Annotated in this window: 14 protein-coding genes, 2 tRNA genes and 1 pseudogene; 12 read left to right on the top strand and 5 right to left on the bottom strand. The window is 52.8% G+C overall.

The window, feature by feature from the left end; genetic code table 11:
- The first annotated feature begins 115 nt into the window (after positions 1-115).
- The 10 genes and pseudogenes from hisZ (at position 116) to msrA (ending at position 8267) form a co-directional block, all read left to right on the top strand.
- Entirely contained in the window at positions 116-1402 is a 1287-nt protein-coding gene (gene hisZ, locus BUB13_RS10070) for an ATP phosphoribosyltransferase regulatory subunit (protein ID WP_072908518.1), read from the top strand.
- Between the two features lie 57 nt (positions 1403-1459).
- A complete protein-coding gene (locus BUB13_RS10075; RefSeq protein ID WP_072908520.1) occupies positions 1460-2755 on the top strand; it encodes an adenylosuccinate synthase in 1296 nt (431 codons plus the stop codon).
- Positions 2756-2833: 78 nt separating this feature from the next.
- Positions 2834-2909, top strand: a tRNA-Lys gene (locus BUB13_RS10080).
- 54 nt (positions 2910-2963) lie between these two features.
- Positions 2964-3041, top strand: a tRNA-Glu gene (locus tag BUB13_RS10085).
- 140 nt (positions 3042-3181) lie between these two features.
- Positions 3182-3646, top strand: a complete 465-nt coding sequence (locus tag BUB13_RS10090; RefSeq protein ID WP_072908522.1) for a hypothetical protein — start codon at positions 3182-3184, stop codon at positions 3644-3646.
- Between the two features lie 197 nt (positions 3647-3843).
- The gene (locus BUB13_RS10095; RefSeq protein ID WP_072908524.1) at positions 3844-4800 is read left to right on the top strand and encodes a Gfo/Idh/MocA family protein; all 957 of its coding nucleotides are present in this window, start codon (positions 3844-3846) and stop codon (positions 4798-4800) included.
- A 212-nt stretch (positions 4801-5012) separates the two neighbouring features.
- Complete coding sequence (locus BUB13_RS10100; protein WP_072908526.1) at positions 5013-5717, top strand: response regulator transcription factor; 705 nt, start codon at positions 5013-5015, stop codon at positions 5715-5717.
- A 3-nt stretch (positions 5718-5720) separates the two neighbouring features.
- Entirely contained in the window at positions 5721-6788 is a 1068-nt protein-coding gene (locus BUB13_RS10105) for a sensor histidine kinase (RefSeq protein WP_072908528.1), read from the top strand.
- A gap of 424 nt (positions 6789-7212) precedes the next feature.
- A pseudogene (gene msrB, locus BUB13_RS19525) lies at positions 7213-7647 on the top strand (peptide-methionine (R)-S-oxide reductase MsrB); the annotation flags it as partial.
- Positions 7648-7673: 26 nt separating this feature from the next.
- Positions 7674-8267, top strand: coding sequence for a peptide-methionine (S)-S-oxide reductase MsrA (gene msrA, locus BUB13_RS10115; protein WP_208610152.1), 594 nt, complete (start codon positions 7674-7676; stop codon positions 8265-8267).
- A gap of 77 nt (positions 8268-8344) precedes the next feature.
- On the opposite strand, the gene BUB13_RS10120 is transcribed toward msrA, so the two are convergent.
- Genes BUB13_RS10120 through BUB13_RS10140 form a run of 5 tightly spaced genes read right to left on the bottom strand, consistent with a single transcriptional unit; the run spans position 8345 to position 14586 of the window.
- A complete protein-coding gene (locus BUB13_RS10120; RefSeq protein ID WP_072908530.1) occupies positions 8345-9022 on the bottom strand; it encodes a DUF1847 domain-containing protein in 678 nt (225 codons plus the stop codon).
- Positions 9023-9035: 13 nt separating this feature from the next.
- Positions 9036-11336, bottom strand: a complete 2301-nt coding sequence (locus BUB13_RS10125) for a DNA translocase FtsK (protein ID WP_072908532.1) — start codon at positions 11334-11336, stop codon at positions 9036-9038.
- A gap of 22 nt (positions 11337-11358) precedes the next feature.
- Positions 11359-12159 (bottom strand): undecaprenyl-diphosphatase UppP, encoded by an 801-nt coding sequence (gene uppP / locus BUB13_RS10130; protein ID WP_072908534.1) that lies wholly within the window; start codon positions 12157-12159, stop codon positions 11359-11361.
- A gap of 46 nt (positions 12160-12205) precedes the next feature.
- Complete coding sequence (locus BUB13_RS10135) at positions 12206-13885, bottom strand: ribonuclease J (protein ID WP_072908536.1); 1680 nt, start codon at positions 13883-13885, stop codon at positions 12206-12208.
- Positions 13882-14586, bottom strand: a complete 705-nt coding sequence (locus BUB13_RS10140; RefSeq protein ID WP_072908538.1) for a lysophospholipid acyltransferase family protein — start codon at positions 14584-14586, stop codon at positions 13882-13884. The genes BUB13_RS10135 and BUB13_RS10140 overlap by 4 nt, the downstream gene beginning before the upstream one ends.
- 295 nt (positions 14587-14881) lie before the next feature.
- Between BUB13_RS10140 and BUB13_RS10145 the strand changes: the two genes are divergently transcribed.
- Together BUB13_RS10145 and nhaA are read left to right on the top strand one after the other, a co-directional pair.
- On the top strand, positions 14882-15400 hold the full coding sequence (locus BUB13_RS10145; RefSeq protein WP_072908540.1) for a single-stranded DNA-binding protein: 519 nt from the start codon (positions 14882-14884) through the stop codon (positions 15398-15400).
- A gap of 454 nt (positions 15401-15854) precedes the next feature.
- Entirely contained in the window at positions 15855-17036 is a 1182-nt protein-coding gene (gene nhaA / locus BUB13_RS10150; protein ID WP_072908542.1) for a Na+/H+ antiporter NhaA, read from the top strand.
- The last annotated feature ends 35 nt before the right edge of the window (positions 17037-17071 follow it).

The raw sequence follows: 17071 nt of genomic DNA on the forward strand, positions 1-17071 counted from the left end.
TAGATTGCCACGTTCGGCCGCAATCCGTGGGCTGATCCGGGTGATTTTTCACCGTCAAAAACAATTTTGCTTCCCGTTGCCACAGGCTGAAAAACCGGCGGGATGGAGTTTGGAAATGCGTTCTTCAAAGTTTTCCCTGGAGACCGATCTGCCAAAGGGAGTCAAGGACTTCCTGCCGCTGAAAGCGGCCAAGGCCGATTTCCTTCAACAGCAGTTGCGCCAGGTGTTTGCTGCTTGGGGCTTCCGCCCGGTAATTACCCCTCAACTGGAATATCTTGATGTGCTTGAGCACGGGCTGGGCGAAGGCCTGCGCGATCGGGCTTTTCGCTTTGATGACCGTCAGAGCGGCCGACTGGTTGCCTTCCCGCCCGATATGACACCGCAGATTGCCCGTATCGCCGCTACCCGCATGAGCGAACGGCCGATGCCGCTGCGATTGAGCTACAGTGGCCGGGTGTTGCGGCATACCGAGCAGCAGATGGGCAAGGATCGCGATATCTTCCAGACCGGCGTTGAACTGATCGGCCTTGACAGCCCGGAAGCGGATGCTGAAATGATCGTTATGGCGGTCGAGGCGTTGCAGGCAGTCGGCGCAAAAGAGTTCACCATCGATATCGGCCAGGTAGATTTCTTCCGTGGCGTCATGGACGGCCTCTCTCTCGAGGGAGATGTGGCCGATCAGGTCGCCGATGCGATCCTGCGCAAAGACAGTTCCGAACTGCAGGCGTTGCTGAGAGACGCCGATGTCGATGACAGTGCGCGCGATGAGGTGCTGGCTCTGCCGCGGTTGTTCGGTGGTCGCGAGGTGCTGGAACGGGCTGAGAAGGTTGTGTGCAACGCGCGTTCGCGCAAGGCCCTCGATAACCTGGCCCAAGTTCTGGATGTGCTGGAAGTTTATGGCGTGCTCGATCATGTTACTGTCGATCTTGGTGAACTGCGCGGGCTCAATTATCATACCGGCATCACGTTCCAGGGTTTCCTGCCTGGCGTCGGTCGCGCCGTCTGCAGTGGGGGCCGTTACAACAATCTCACCGGGCAGTACGGCTTCGATGCGCCGGCGACCGGCTTCACGTTCAGTCTGCTGCATCTGCTGTTTGCTCTTGATAAAGAGCTGGACGAGCTGGTTCAGCCGGGAAGTGATCTGTTGATTTTTGCGGCTGGAGGCGAGTTGCGCCCGGCACAACAGCTGGCCAACAAACTGCGTAAGCAGGGCTATGCGGTTGCCCGCGACATTTTGCCGCGCGATCGAGCCGAGGCTGTCGAGTACGCAAAACAGATGAACTTCAGATATTTTGCAGTTGTTGCCGGGGAGGGGAACGAGATTGAGCTGGTCGCTCTGGCCGATGAGCAAACTCGCTGGATTCCCTGGGCTGAAGCATTCCAGAATGGCCTGGAACTCTAAGGTCGATTCATAAAAAACAGTCGGTTACGACCGGCGTCACAGGAGTTGCAAAAAATTATGGCCAACGTAATTATCGTCGGCGCCCAGTGGGGTGACGAAGGCAAAGGAAAGATCGTCGATATCTACACCGAGTATTCACAGCAGGTGGTGCGTTTTCAGGGCGGCAACAATGCCGGTCACACCTTGGTGGTTGGTGATGAAAAGACTGTTCTGCACCTGATTCCGTCCGGCATTCTGCACGAAGGCAAGCGCTGCCTGATTGGCAACGGTGTTGTTCTCGACCCCAAAGTCTTCCTCGAGGAGATTGACGGGCTGAAGAAGAAGGGTTATCTCAAGGACGATAGCCAGCTTGTTGTCGATGGCGCTGTCAATATCATCATGCCGTATCACAAGAAGATCGATATTGCCCGCGAGCAAAAAGCTGGAGCGAAAAAGATCGGTACGACCGGTCGTGGCATCGGCCCCACTTACGAAGATAAGGCCGGCCGTCGTGCGATCCGTTTTGCTGATCTGATGAAGCCGGAGACCTTCAAGCGCAAGCTGGCCGATGTCCTGCCGGAGAAAAATTTCTACCTGGAACAGTATCTGGGAGAGGAGCCGCTGTCAGCTGATGAGATCGCTGAAGAGTATCTGGGGTATGCCGATCGCCTCCGCTGCTACCTCGGCCGGGTATCGACCACTCTGGACGCTGCGATCAAAGCAGGAGACAACGTCCTGTTCGAAGGTGCTCAGGGTAGCTTGCTTGATGTCGATCACGGGACCTATCCGTACGTCACCTCCTCTTCGACCGTTGCTGGTGGTGCCTGTACAGGAACCGGTCTCGGCCCGAACAAGATCGACCAAGTCATTGGTATCTCCAAGGCTTATGTCACCCGTGTCGGTGAAGGTCCTTTCCCGACTGAGCTGCATGATGAAATGGGTGAGCGCCTGCGTGCTGCCGGGCACGAGTTCGGTGCGACCACCGGACGGCCACGGCGTTGCGGATGGCTGGATATTGTTGCCCTGAAAGAAGCTGTGCGCACCAACGGTCTCACTGGAATCGCCCTGACCAAGATGGACGTTCTCAATGAACTGGAAACGGTCAAGGTTTGCACCGCCTATCGTCACGGTGAGGAGCTGTTGGAAGAGTTCCCGCAGGATTTTGATGTCCTCAAAGAGTGCACACCGGTCTACGAGGAAGTACCGGGCTGGCAGTGTGACATCAACGATACAAAGGAGTACGATCAACTGCCGCAGCAGGTCAGGGATTATGTCGACAAAATTGAGGCCTGGACCAGTTGTCCGGTCGTTTTGGTTTCGGTCGGACCGCGTCGTGACCAGACCATTCAGCGCACTAACCCGTTTGTAAAATAGGTGTGAAAAAAAGTTGAAAAAAGTATGAAAAAAGGGTTGACCGGTTAAGAGCTTTCCCGTATAACAGGTCTCCGTTGCGTGCCGCTAGCTCAGTTGGTAGAGCATCTGACTTTTAATCAGATGGTCGTAGGTTCGATCCCTACGCGGCACACCATTTAAGGCGTCGTACACGCGGGTACATTTCCCGCAGGGTACTTAGCAAGTTTAAGTCCCTATCGTCTAGCCTGGCCCAGGACACCGGCCTTTCACGCCGGCGACGGGGGTTCGAATCCCCCTGGGGACGCCAATTGAAAGAGCCTCTTCCGAGAAATCGGGGGAGGCTTTTTCTTTTTTGCCAACACAAAAATTGACCCCAAAATCAAAAAGATATATTGTATACCTTTTATCGGGTATTTTTTGATTGATATTGTTTTTGGGAGAGATTTTATGGGTTGGAAGCAATTGATTCCCGGGCATGCCCGGCGTGTGGAGAAAGTTGTCGAGGAGGTTCCGTTACCGCAGGTGGTCGAACAGTGCCACTGCTCTCGGGGACACAACATTCTCAGTGAAGACCACCTTTACTCCGGCTATCCCGGAATTCTGTTAAAGCTGAAAACAGCTGAGAAGGAAGGTTTGTTGTCACTCAGCCCAATTATTGGTGATACGGATCGAACATTTCATGGCACCAAGTGGGGCAGCGGTGAGATCGTCGAAATCTGTTGTCCAGTCTGTGACGAGCCGTTCCCGATTTACAATCAATGCGGCTGCAACGCTCACTTGATAGCGCTCTTTACGTCCCCTGATAACGATTTTTCAAATTGTATAGGTATTTGTCAGAGGATCGGTTGCCTCAATGCTGAGATCATCAGCGGCCGAGAGCTGCGAATGCTTGACCGCGTCAATTATTTCTAAAGAAGGGCCCCCGTCATTGGGGGCTTTTTTGTTGGAAACAGGTCTCATCTTCACGCTTTGGTAAAAGTGTTGACGGCATTTCTTGACAAGCCGTAAACCTCTTTGTATATAAGCTGAATGCTCTGCTGGCTCACTGGTTTGACCAGTTCTGTCCGGCGTTCTGGCCTTAAAGAGTCAACAAGATTCGGAGATTCGAAATGAAGATTGGACTGATCGGAATCGGCAAGATTGCCAACTACCAAATGCAGGCGATTTCTCATACCAAGGGGATCAGTCTGGTCGATGCTCATGACCTTGATCCGGTGCGCGCCGAGGAACTGCCTGGAAGCGTCACTTTTTATGAAAACTTTGACCAGTTGCTGAAGCGATCGACAGCCGATGCGTTTATGGTGTCGACGCCGACTCCGAGTCATTTTGAAGTTGCCATGAAAGTGATCGAAGCCGATCGGGTGGCTATCGTAGAAAAGCCCCTCTGTATCAGCCCTGAGCAGGAAGATGCTTTGCGCACTGCAGCAACAACGCGCAAGTTGCCACTCTACACAGCTTTTCATCCTTCTTACGGCCGTGAGGTCGAGTGGTGGGTCGAGCAGCGAGAGAAGCAGAATTTCGACCTTGGCAAGCTGCTCGGTTTCGAGTCCTGTTTTGCCGACCCCTACTACCTGAACGGTGAGCTGACTCTTGGCGCTGTCGGCAAGGCTGGCGCATGGATCGATGGTGGTGCCAGCAGCTTGAGTATCCTTTCCCGCTTGATCGATCCAAGCGCCATGCAGCTGGTCGATGGCCGGATGACCACAATTCCAAGCCTCAAATGTAGCGAAGTGCAAGGGTTGGGCATTTATCGTTTTATTGTTGATGATCAGCCCGGATTCGGAATTGTCGATACCAACTGGACTCTTGGTAAAAACCACAAGATGACCCGCCTCTGGTACGAAAACGGCAGTATTGAGCTGGATCACGCCAAGGAATTTGCCCGTCTCAACCATCGCGGTGGTGACGAGCTGGTCTTTAACCTGGCAACTGACAAGCCCCGACTGGTCAACCACTACTGCGGTGTTTTTTCCAACCTCACTGAAATGTACGAAAAGGGTGAGGATAACCAGGAACTATCCTGTAAGTTGCATAAACTGCTGTTCGCCGCCAATCGCAAAATTTAGCCACGCAGAGCGTCAGAAAAATCCAAGGGGATGGCCGAAAGGTCATCCCCTTTTTTGTGCCGGGAGAGTCGGTTTTGCAGAATTGTTGATTTTTTTGGTAGTATTTAGCTCAGATCTTAATTTCCAATACTCCAAAGTGGCTACTGATTATGATCGCTGGAGTTGGCCTGTTTCTTCGGGGTATTTAGGTTGGCCCAGGGGAGTAAGTTGCGATGCCTCTTTCCAAAAAAACGATACTGATTGCGGAAGACGACAAGAATACTTCCTCGCTGGTGGAGACCTACCTGCAGCAAGAGGGCTTTTCGACGATTGTTGCTTTTGATGGTGAAGACGCCCTGCAGCTTGCGCGGCGCAGCAACCCCGGATTCGTGATTCTGGATATCATGCTGCCCAGCATGGACGGCTGGGAAATCTGCCGGCAGATACGGAAATTCTCCGAGGTTCCCATTCTCATGTTGACGGCCCGGGAGGAGGAGATCGATCGGGTGATGGGACTGTCGATCGGAGCGGATGACTACGTCGTCAAGCCGTTCAGTCCCAGGGAGCTGGTCGAGCGGGTTAAAGCGATTCTGCGTCGTGTCGAATCGCGCTCTCAGACCAACGATCAGGTTCTGACCCATCAGGGCCTCAGTCTCGACCCGGTCAAGCTAAAAGTCACTCTGGATGGCCGCAGCCTTAACCTGACAACCTCGGAATACAAACTGTTGCAGGCACTGATGTCGGCACCTGGCAAGGTTTTCTCCCGGGATGAACTGCTCGACCGCTTTTACCAGCATGGTGAAACGGTCATCGACCGGGTCATCGATGTGCATATCGGCAAGCTCAGGCAGAAAATAGAAAGCGATCCGGCCAACCCTCAGATGATAATTACCGTTCGTGGTTTCGGCTATCGTTTTGCCGAAGAAGAGGAAGGCTGACCCGTGAAGTTGCGCCTGCTCTGGAAATTGATGCTGATCACTATCCTGCCTGTGGTCGGGGTTATTTTCCTGATCGTATGGTTTTCCGTTGATAACCTTGCCGCTCACTATTTCATGGCGCTGATGGAAAAGTACGACGTTGCTGTCGACGACGTTCACCGCATGTTCATCGGCTCGATCCATCGTTACCTTGTCTGGGCCAGCCTGGCAGCCCTGGCGCTGGCCTTTGTTCTCAGCTACCTGTTGACGCGACGGGTGCTCCGCCCTTTGCAGCAGATGACTGCGATCACCAGAGAGGTTGCTGCGGGCAATTATTCTCTGCGCGCAGAGGTTACAACAGGTGATGAGGTCGGCCAGCTGGGGGAGGCTTTCAACAGCATGGCAGATAGCCTGGAGCAGGTTGAGCGCTTGCGCAAAACGATGGTCGCTGATGTCGCACACGAGCTGAGAACCCCCCTGACCAACCTGAGAGGCTACCTGGAAGCGCTCAATGACGGTGTCATCCCGCCGACCTCTGATACCCTGCAGATGCTGCAGCAGGAGAGCCTGCGGCTGGTGCACCTGGTGGAAAGCCTGCAGCAGCTGGCCCGTGCAGATGCCGCTAAGGCCTATCTCAAGCGTGAAACGGTTTTGCTGTCCGACCTGGTCGGCCATCTGCTCACTTTGGGACAGCTCAATTTTCAGAAGAAAGAGATCGAAATTGAAACCGACTACAGCGCTTTGGAGCGTCCAGTGAAGGTCGATAAAGATAAAATATTGCAGGCCATGCAGAATATGCTCGACAACGCCTGTAAATACACTCCGCATGGAGGCAGCGTACGGGTTGCTGTTACCCCGGTGGAGGACGGGATGAAGGTTGTTTTTCAGAATACTGGGCCAGATATCCCGGCGGCAGACCTGCCCTATATTTTTGAACGTTTCTTCCGTGCCGATCGTTCCCGCTCCCGCATCGGCGGTGGCGCCGGCATCGGTCTGGCAATCAGCAGAGAGCTGATTGCGGCGCACGGCGGACAGGTTGGTGCTGAAAGTTCGGAGGGAAAAACCGAGGTGTGGCTGATAGTGCCGGAATGAACAAAGGTTCAACAGAAAATGCTGGAGCTTTACCAAATCTTTACAGAAACGTTTTTCCCTCTTTATCACAGCTCTCTACTCTGAAGGTCAAGCAGAGTTCAAGTTCTTTCGGTCTTTATCAAGGAGAGACAAGATGAAAAGATCAACGAAAAAAATGCCGATATTTTACTGTTTTATGACCTTGTTCCTCGGTTCTCAACTGGCTTTTGCAGCAGACATGATGGATCAGGGGATGAAGAAAAACACTTCAGGCCACGCAATGGGCACGGAAATGCAGGATTCCATGGATGTGAAAGCGATGGATAAGGGAATGAAGAAGTCGATGCAGGACAACATGCTGGATACGCAGGATAGGATGAAGGAAAAGCCGATGATGCATGATGGTAAGATGAAGATGGATGACGGGATGAGTATGAAGCGTGAGTATTCTGTCCCGAGTGATGAAGAGCTGCGCAAGTCTTTGACTCCACTGCAATACAAGGTCACTCGTAAAGAAGGAACTGAACCGGCGTTCAACAATACTTACTGGGATAACCATGATGCTGGTTTGTACGTCGACGTGATCTCTGGCGTTCCTCTTTTCAGTTCGACCGACAAATATGATTCTGGCACAGGCTGGCCAAGCTTCACCAAACCGCTGGATCCGGATGCAGTTTTTGTCACAGAAGACCGGAGTTTTTTCATGGTGCGTAACGAGGTTCGCAGCAAGTTGGCCGATGCCCATCTCGGACACGTGTTCGATGACGGCCCGCAACCGACTGGATTGCGTTACTGCATGAATTCAGCGGCTTTGCGCTTTATTCCTGCTGACGAGTTGGAAAAAGAAGGCTATGGCGACTATGTTCACCTGTTCAAATAATTGGAGAAAACTGTCGAGGTGACATTATGTTATTGAAACGGATATTGATTTTAACGGTAGCGATATTGACGATTTCAACCCAGGTTTTCGCTGCGACAACAATATTGGCCGGTGGCTGCTTCTGGTGCATGGAGTCCGATTTTGAAAAACTGGCTGGTGTTAGCGACGTCGTCTCGGGATTCAGCGGCGGAGACCTGCAGAACCCGACCTATAATGGCAATCATGTAGGGCATTACGAAGTGGTTGAAATTACCTATGATCCGCAGGTGCTGAGTTACCGTCAGTTGCTCGATTACTACTGGCGCCATATCGATCCTTTTGATGATGGTGGGCAGTTCTGCGATCGCGGTCACAGCTACAAGGCGGCCGTCTTTGTTGCCAACCCGGAGGAACGCAAAATAGCGGAAGAATCAAAAGCACAGGTGCAGGAGCTGTTCCCGCAGCAGAAAGTTGTGACGCCGATATTGCCGGCCACGACATTTTGGCCGATAACGGGAAAAGAAAGCTATCACCAGGATTATTACAAAAAAAATCCGATCCGCTATAACTACTATCGCTGGGGGTGTGGCCGCGACCAGCGGGTGAAAGAGATCTGGGGTGACGAAGCGGACCACGGGTAAGCTTTGCTGATAAGAGTCTTGATGACAATAGATTGTAGATTGTGAAGTTAAGCCCCGGTTATGCCGGGGCTTTCTGCTTATTTTTTCAGCGATCGATAATAGCTGTCGAGGGTGTAGATGGCGGCAAGCGGGTTGTGGCCGAGCAGGCGATCTTTGACGGCGAACACTGTGCAGGGGGCAACGGATTCTTTGAAGAAGATCGAGTCGTGGCCGACACAGAGGCCGATGACGACGTTGAGGTCGGTCTTTTCGTCATTCAGGACGCGCGCCTGCAGAACCGGGTTGCACATCGCCTCAGAGCTGTTGATAACGATCTTTTCGCTGTCATCCAGGCCGATCTCGTTTTTGTCGATGTTGCCGATTTTACAGATGACGGAACTGACTTTAAAGCCGTGCTGTAGCAGGAGCTGTTCAACCGCTTTAGCCTCATTGCGTAGCCCGATACAAAAGGCCAGACCGAGGTGCTGGTAGTTCATCTTGTGGGCAAACTCGATAATTTCCAGAATGCGCGGCTTGACCGGTTTCAGCTCTGCGTAACTTTTATCCCTGTTGGTGTAGCCTTCCGCTTCCTGGATCGATGACTGGCGGGCGAACTCGCAGAGTTCCTCGTTCTGGTAGCTGGCGAAAGCGTTCTCTTTCAAGTCATCATGCTGCTGGGTAGGACAGCTTGCAGGGCCTTTTCCCGGAGTGATTTTGCAGGCACGCTCTGCAACGGCGACATTGCAAAGGGCGCAGTGAGATGTCATCTCTTTCATGTTCCTGCTCTCTTTATTCAATTTTGTTGATCAAGACTTCACGCGGCTTGCCGCTTCCGTCCGATGGGCCGACAATGCCTTCCTGCTCCATCCGCTCAATCATCCGCGCAGAGCGGTTGTAACCAATTTTGAAACGGCGCTGCAGGCGGGAAATCGAAGCCTGCTTGGTATCAGCGACAAACTTCAGCGCTTCATCCCAGAGCTCATCGTACTCCTCTTCGCCCGTTTCGGCCCCGGCGCTGTTCTGCGGCGCTTGCAGAATGCTCTTGTCGTAATCTGCATTTCCCTGCTTGGAAAGGAAGTCAACCACCCGCTGCACTTCCAACTCAGAAACAAACGCACCGTGGACCCGCTGCAGGTAACCGACCCCGGGCGGCAGGAACAGCATATCGCCCATGCCGAGCAGCGATTCGGCCCCCATCGAGTCAAGGATGGTGCGCGAGTCGGTACGCGAGAACACCTTGAAGGAGATCCGGGTCGGGAAGTTGGCCTTGATCAGGCCGGTGATGACATCGACACTCGGGCGCTGAGTGGCCAGGATCAGGTGGATGCCGGCGGCTCGCGCCATTTGCGCCAGTCGGGCGACCGATTCTTCTATCTCCTTGCCGGCGACCATCATCAGGTCTGCCAACTCGTCGACGATGACAACGATATAGGGCAGGTGGCCGTGTTCCAGCTCCTCTTCCGGTTCGATGAATTCCGGGGTCTCTATTTCGGCATCGAGAAAATCCTCATTTGCCTCCGGTTCCGGCGGCAGGGTCTCCGCTTCCTTCTCTTCTTTTGCCAGTTTGCGGTTGTAGCCGTCGATGTTGCGTACGCCTTTGTCGGCCATCAGCTGGTAACGGCGCTCCATCTCCCGCACCGCCCAGGCCAGCGCCAGGGAGGCTTTTTTCGGGTTGGTGACGACCGGCAGCAGTAGGTGCGGGATGCCTTCGTAGATCGACAGTTCGAGCATCTTCGGGTCGATCATGATCAGGCGCACATCATCCGGCGTTGCCCGGTAGAGTAGCGACAAAATCATGGTGTTGATCGAGACCGATTTGCCGCTGCCGGTTGAGCCGGCGACCAGCAGGTGCGGCATTTTGGCCAGATCGGAAACGACCACGTTGCCGAAAATGTCCTTCCCCAGCGCCATTGGCAGTTTGCTCCCGGTTTTCTGGAACGCCTGATCTTCGATGATCTCTTTCAGGTAAACCGTTTCCCGATCTTTATTCGGGATTTCGATGCCAACCACACCGCGACCCGGAATCGGTGCGACAATACGGATCGAAACGGCCTGCAGTGCCATTGCCAGGTCATCCTGCAGGTTGGAAATTTTATTGACTTTGACGCCGGGAGCCGGAGCAAATTCGTACATGGTAACCACCGGGCCCGGCTTGACTTCAACCACGTCGCCTTCGACACCGAAGTCAAGCAGCTTGTTTTCCAGCATCTGGGCAGCCTTGGTTAAACTGTCCTTGTCAATCGGTTTAGGGTCGCCACCATCGTGATCGAGAAGTGACAGGCCTGGCATATGGTATGCGCCGGAGGGTTCCAGAAATGCGAATGCTTCCTGGTTCTCTTCATCTTTGCCTTTTGGTTTTTTCTGTTTTTTGCCCTTTACTTCAACCGGTTGTTTTGGCTCTTGCGGTAAGATCAGTGGGGCCTTGATTTCCGGTTCCGGCTTGTTCTTTTTCTCTTTCTGTTTCAGTTCTTTTTTAACTTTACGGGCTTCGCTGCGTTGTTCCAGCCTGCGGCCGAAGCGCTCGAGAAAGCCATCAACGAAAAGAACGAAGGAAAAGCGGGTCGATAGAATCAGTGAAACCAGGAAGAAAACCAGCAGGACGATGGCAGCCCCGCCAAGGTTCAGATAGCTGGAGAGCAGGTTCACCAGGATGCGGCCAATTGCCCCTCCCGCCTCGCGGATCTGGCTGCCGAACAGTTTGACCTCTGACAACTGCAGCGCGAGCAGCCCGCCGAGGGTGACCTGCAGCAGCAGAAATGCAATCAGGCGCAAAAGGCGAAAGTGAACTTCGCGAAACTTCAGCCAGCGCCAGGCAAGAGTGAGGCAACCGAGCGGCCAGAGCCAGGCGGTCAGGCCGAATGCCTGATAAAGCAGATCGGAAAGATGTGAGCCTATAATGCCGATCAGGTTGTTGACTTTTGCCGGGTTCAGGTTGTTATTGAACGATGGGTCTGCAGTGCTGTAACTGCCGAGGCAGAGCAGCAGGAATATTCCCAGCGCCAGCCAGACCAGCCCCAGAATTTCGCGGTGGACCGGTCTTTCGATCGAGGTTTCCGTTTCCTCTTTGGTTTTACTTTTCGCTTTACTCATAACTTATCCATTTATCGGTAAATCAGCCAGCCAGCATAGAATAGCCGATAATGCTGCTGCCGACCAGCAGGCAGTAGACGGCGAATCCAGCCAGTCGTTTGCGACGGACAACGTTCATCAACCAGCGGATGGCGAACAGTCCGCTGGCAAAAGCCATGATCGCGCCGATGCCGTAAGCAGGCAGCTCGCTCGCCGTGACATGTTGCAGGTCTTTCATCGATAGCAGCATGGCGCCGCAAATTGCCGGCAACGCCAAAAGAAAAGAAAATCTGGCCGCAGCTTCACCATCGATTCCGCGCAGAAGCAATGTGGCGATGGTTGAACCGCTGCGGGAGATGCCGGGAATGATCGCCATGCCCTGCACCACGCCGACCAGAAGGGCATCGTTGATGCGTATTTCTGCCAGGCTGCGGCCGTCCTTGCGTGTCTTTTCAGCGACGATCAGGAGCATGGCTGTCAATAGCAGCATGCAGCCGATGACCAGCAGGTTCTCGAACAGTCCTTCGAAGAAATCTTTCCCGCTCAGGCCAATCACCGCTGTCGGGATGGAGCCGAGAATGATCATCCAGAATGTGTGTCGGTCATCAATGGCATAAGCATCTTTGCGGAAAAAGCAGGTCAGCAACTTCCAGACATCTTTGCGGAAATAAATAATAACCGCCAGCGTGGTAGCAAAGTGCAGCAGTACGTCGAACAGGAGCCCCGGTTGCTCGAAGCCGGGCAGAAAGTGCTGGGCTATCGCCAGATGCCCGGAAGAAGAAACGGGAAGAAATTCGGTCAGGCCCTGAATCAGGCCGAGGAGTATTGCGTGTAAAGTGTCCATCTCTATATTTTATCCTGGTTATTGATTTGGTTTCTGGTTCATGAAGTTAAAGCTGCAGGATGACGGGTAAAATCAGCGGCCGACGGGCGACTTTTTTGTTGAAACAACGACGTAGAGCCTTACGGACTTCCACTCGCAACTCTTCCCAGTCGCTGACGGCGTCCAGGCTGTGCTCGTCCAGCAGGTCGCAAACCGCCTGTTTCGCTTCGTCCAGCAGGGCATTGTTTTCTTCGCTCTCTTCCTCGATAAAGCCTTTGCTGAACAGCTCCGGTCCCTGAACGATTTTACCCGTCGATTGGTTGATCGCCAGCATGAGAATAACCAGGCCGTGATTTGCCAGATGACGCCGGTCGCGCAGTTGCATGGCGCCGACGTCGCCGACGCCTTTGCCGTCGACGAAGACACGGCCAGTTTCACACTTTTCACCAAGTTCGGCCCCCTCTGCAGTTATCAGCAAAGGGTAGCCGTTATCAACAACAAAACAGTTCTCTGCGTCTATCCCCATCTCCTGCGCCAGTTGCGCATGCTTGACAAGATGGCGATATTCACCATGGACCGGCATGAAGTATTTGGGCCTGGTCAGGTTGTGTACAAGCTTCAGTTCCTCTCGGCTGGCATGGCCTGAGACGTGGATTTCACTGGTTTTCTCGTAAAAAACCTCTGCGCCCCGACGATAGAGATTGTTGATCAGGTCGGAAATCGCCTTTTCATTGCCAGGGATGAATTTGGAGGAGAGGATGACCGTATCGCCCCGTTCCAATTCGATCTGTTTATGGTCGCCAAGAGCAATCCGCATTAATGCGCTAAGCGGTTCTCCTTGGCTTCCTGTTGTTATTATGAGAACTTCTTCTGGTGGCAGGCTTCGCATATCGCGCAAATCGATAAACTGTTCCTCAGCGATTTTCAAGTAGCCAAGTTTGCGCGCTATATCGATGTTGGCAACCATGCTGCGCCCGTTGATAAGCAGTTTGCGGTTATTGCTTGCAGCGACATCGGCAATCTGCTGAATGCGGTGGATGTTGGAGGAAAAAGTTGCCACGACGACCCGCTTTACACTCTGCGGGATAATCTCTTCGAGCGCTTTTTTGACCGTGCGTTCAGAAAGGGTATAGCCGTCGTTTTCAACATTGGTCGAGTCGGCCAGCAACAGCAAAACACCCTCTTCGCCGAATTCAGCCAGGCGGGCCAGATCGGTATTTTGGCCATCGACCGGGGTTTGGTCGATCTTGAAATCGCCGGTGTGAACAATTAAACCAATAGGCGTTCTTATGGCAAGCCCGACACCATCAACTATTGAGTGCGCTGCTCGAAACGGTTCAATTTCAAAGGGGAAAAGATCAACTTTTTGCCGTGTTTGAATCTCGATCATCGGAACTTTGCTGTCGAGTTCAAACTCTTTCAGCTTGCTGCGCAACAGGCCCAGTGTAAGGCCAGTTGCATAAATTGCCGGCTCTCCAAGGTCTCGCCACAAGAAGGGGATCGCCCCGATGTGATCTTCATGCCCATGAGTCAGGACCAGGGCGATGATGTCGTCCTGCCTTCCCTCCAGGGAGCTGATGTCGGGCAGGACCAGGTCGATGCCCATCATGTAGGCTTCCGGGAACATCAGGCCGCAATCGACCAGCAATATTTTGCCGGCATATTCAATCGCCATCATGTTCATGCCGATCTCGCCGAGACCACCAAGAGTGTAGAGACTGAGTTGTTCGCTTGTTTCTGTGCTCACTCTTGCCCCCTTTCGGTTTTTTCGAAAATCGGCTCGCGGACTTGTGCCATCAGTTGCTTGGTCTCGGCATTTTTAAGCCCTTCAGTTGTAATGGGCGGAAAAATTTCCATTTCTATATCGCTCTTGTTGATTCGCAGGCTGTCTTTAGACATGACGTTGAAACTTCCGGTAATTGCGACCGGAACAATGGGAACCTGGGCTTTTATTGCGATCAGAAAGCCGCCTTTCTTGAACTCCTGCAGGTGACCATCGGGTGTGCGAGTTCCTTCAGGGAAGATGATGACAGAAGCCCCTGCCTGAATTTGTTTGGCAGCATCATTCATGCTGTGCATCGCTTTACGCCTGTCGGAGCGATCGATTGGGATATAACCACAACGGCGCATTGCCAGTCCAAACAATGGTACATCAAAGAGTTCTTTTTTAGCCATCCAGCGGAATTGCAGCGGCAGACCAGCGTAGAGAACCGGAATATCGAAGTTGCTCGAATGGTTGACAATATAAACAACAGGCTGGTCGCGCGGAATGTTCTCAGATCCCTTGACTGTTATTTTCAGTCCAGCACAGAAAAGAGCGCTGCGGCCCCAGAGAATTCCCAAGCGGTGCACGTGATTTTGCCCCAGCAGGGAAAGTGGTAGCGCGAGCAGTAAAACAATGAAAGTCCAGGGATAATACGTTAGATAAAAAAACAATGTGCGTAGCACTTATGCCTCCAATGCATCTAAACATTCAACAATACTGACTTTGGTTCGTTGCCGTCAATTGAATTTACAGATTCCCGGCAAAGGTTGGCTGTCTGCAATTTTAGAGTGTCTCTGGAGCACGTGCCCAAATAGGGAAATGGCTTCACGTCTTGTGCTGAACCGTGTAACATGTCCGGTTCAAAAATATTCTGAAGAGCGAACAGGTAAACAACTGTCGGAGGTTTGGGAAACGCGGTCTGCGATTTTCTTTCAAGAATCAAGCTTGCGGGCAGTCATAATTTCGAGGAGGTTTTAAATGTCTGTAAATAAAGTGATTTTAGTGGGGAACTTGGGGAAGGACCCGGAGCTTCGCTATACTCCGTCCGGTGCTGCGGTGGCAACTTTTTCCCTGGCGACGACCAACCCGTTCAAGGACCGGGAGGGTAACAAGCAAACTGAATGGCACAATATTGTTGCCTGGCGGCAATTGGCCGAGGTTTGCGGCAAGTATCTGCATAAGGGCAAGCAGGTTTATATCGAAGGCCGCATCCAGACCCGCTCATACGACGATCGTGACGGTAATAAGCGCTACATCACTGAAATTGTTGCTGAACAGATGCAGATGCTCGGCAGTCGTGACGATCAGGGTGGTGGTTATGCTGGCGGACAGCAGGGCGGTGGCCAAGGTTACAACCAGGGTGGCCAGGGGAATTATGGCGGCGGGCCTCAGGGGGGCGGTCAATCTCAACCGCCGAGAAAACAGGAAGGCGCTCCCCAACAAGGGGGCGGTTTCAGTGAGCCGGCATTTAATCCTGATGATGAGATCCCCTTCTAGGAAGACTGTTGAGGAATGTGAGAAAGGGCTGCAGGTTGTTGAACTTGCAGCCTTTTTTTTGCCCTTTATACGGTCGAAGACAGAACACCACGGCTTTAGCCGTGGTTGAATGAGTCCTTTTCTCGGGTGCCGCTGCAGATGCTGTGGCATCTGGGAAATCAGATCCGAAGGATCTGTGGTGTTAACTGATTGCAACAGCAATCAGTTTGCGGAGCATCAGGAACCCGGGTGTACCCGGGGATATCTATAATTGGTGTTTGTTGTTGGCGGAATTAACCTCTGACTGCGCTGAGGTTGATTTGTGGTGCTCTTAGATTTGCCGGCTGCAACGGGGCGGTTTGCGCGATCAAATTAACAGCTTTCGGTCTTTGTTGCCTCGAGGCGCCTTTTGCCCTAGGGCGCTTTGCGGTATTTTATCGGATTAAATAACATCTTTTTTTACTGGAGAGCTCAGATGCTTGATGCCATCAATAAATTCTTAAAAAAAGAGTCATCTGTCGGCATTATGCTCATGGTTGCAACCGTCGCAGCCATGTTGCTGGAAAATTCACCGCTGTACTGGTTGTACGATTACTTCCTCGAGACGCCTTTCGAGGTCCGTCTGGGACGCCAGATTCATATCGCCAAGCCGCTGTTGCTCTGGGTCAATGATGGTCTGATGGCCGTGTTTTTCCTACTCATCGGGCTGGAAGTGAAAAAGGAACTTCTGATCGGCCGCCTTTCGCGCAAAGAGCAGATTATCCTGCCCGGTGTCGCCGCGATCGGCGGGATGTTGGTTCCTGCGCTTATCTACGTGCTGATCAACATGGGTGACATGGTGGCTTTGAACGGTTGGGCGATTCCTGCAGCGACAGATATTGCCTTTGCCCTTGGCGTCGTCGCTTTGCTCGGCGACCGGGTGCCGCCTTCTTTGAAGATTTTCTTGCTCGCTCTGGCGATCATGGATGACCTCGGCGCTATCGTTATTATCGCGCTGTTTTATTCAGGCGACCTTTCCGGAACCATGCTGGTGCTGTCGCTGGTCTGCCTGACGCTGCTGGTTATCCTCAACCGGATGCGGGTCGAGACTGTTGTTCCCTATCTCTGGGTTGGGTTCTTCCTCTGGATTTTCGTTCTCAAGTCTGGTGTTCATGCCACCTTGGCCGGGGTGGCGCTGGCTTTTGCCATCCCCCTGAAGAGCCAGAAGGATCCAGGATATTCGCCACTGACATTCCTTGAACACGAGATGCATCCCTGGGTCAATTACATGATTCTGCCAATTTTTGCTTTTGCCAATGCCGGGATCCCGTTATCTGGAATGAGTTTCAGTGACCTGTTGCATCCGGTGCCCTTCGGCATTATGTCTGGTTTGGTGGTTGGTAAACTGATCGGTGTCGGTGGCTTTTCTGTTGTTGCGATCAAACTGGGTATCGCACAAATGCCGGAAGGTGCAAGTTGGCGTCACCTGCTCGGTATTGCAGCTCTCTGTGGCATCGGCTTCACCATGAGTTTGTTTATCGGTGGTCTTGCCTTTGAACATACCGGTGGTGACTCGTTCAGTTACATCACCACCCTACGTCTGGGAATTCTTACCGGCTCGTTGGTTTCCGGAGTGATCGGTTACCTGGTGCTGATGGGAGGGCGCAAGCCTGATTGAGTGAGAGCCGAATGCGGGATATAAAAACGCCCCTT

The sequence above is a fragment of the Malonomonas rubra DSM 5091 genome, assembly GCF_900142125.1.
Taxonomy (GTDB): Bacteria; Desulfobacterota; Desulfuromonadia; order Desulfuromonadales; family Geopsychrobacteraceae; genus Malonomonas; species Malonomonas rubra.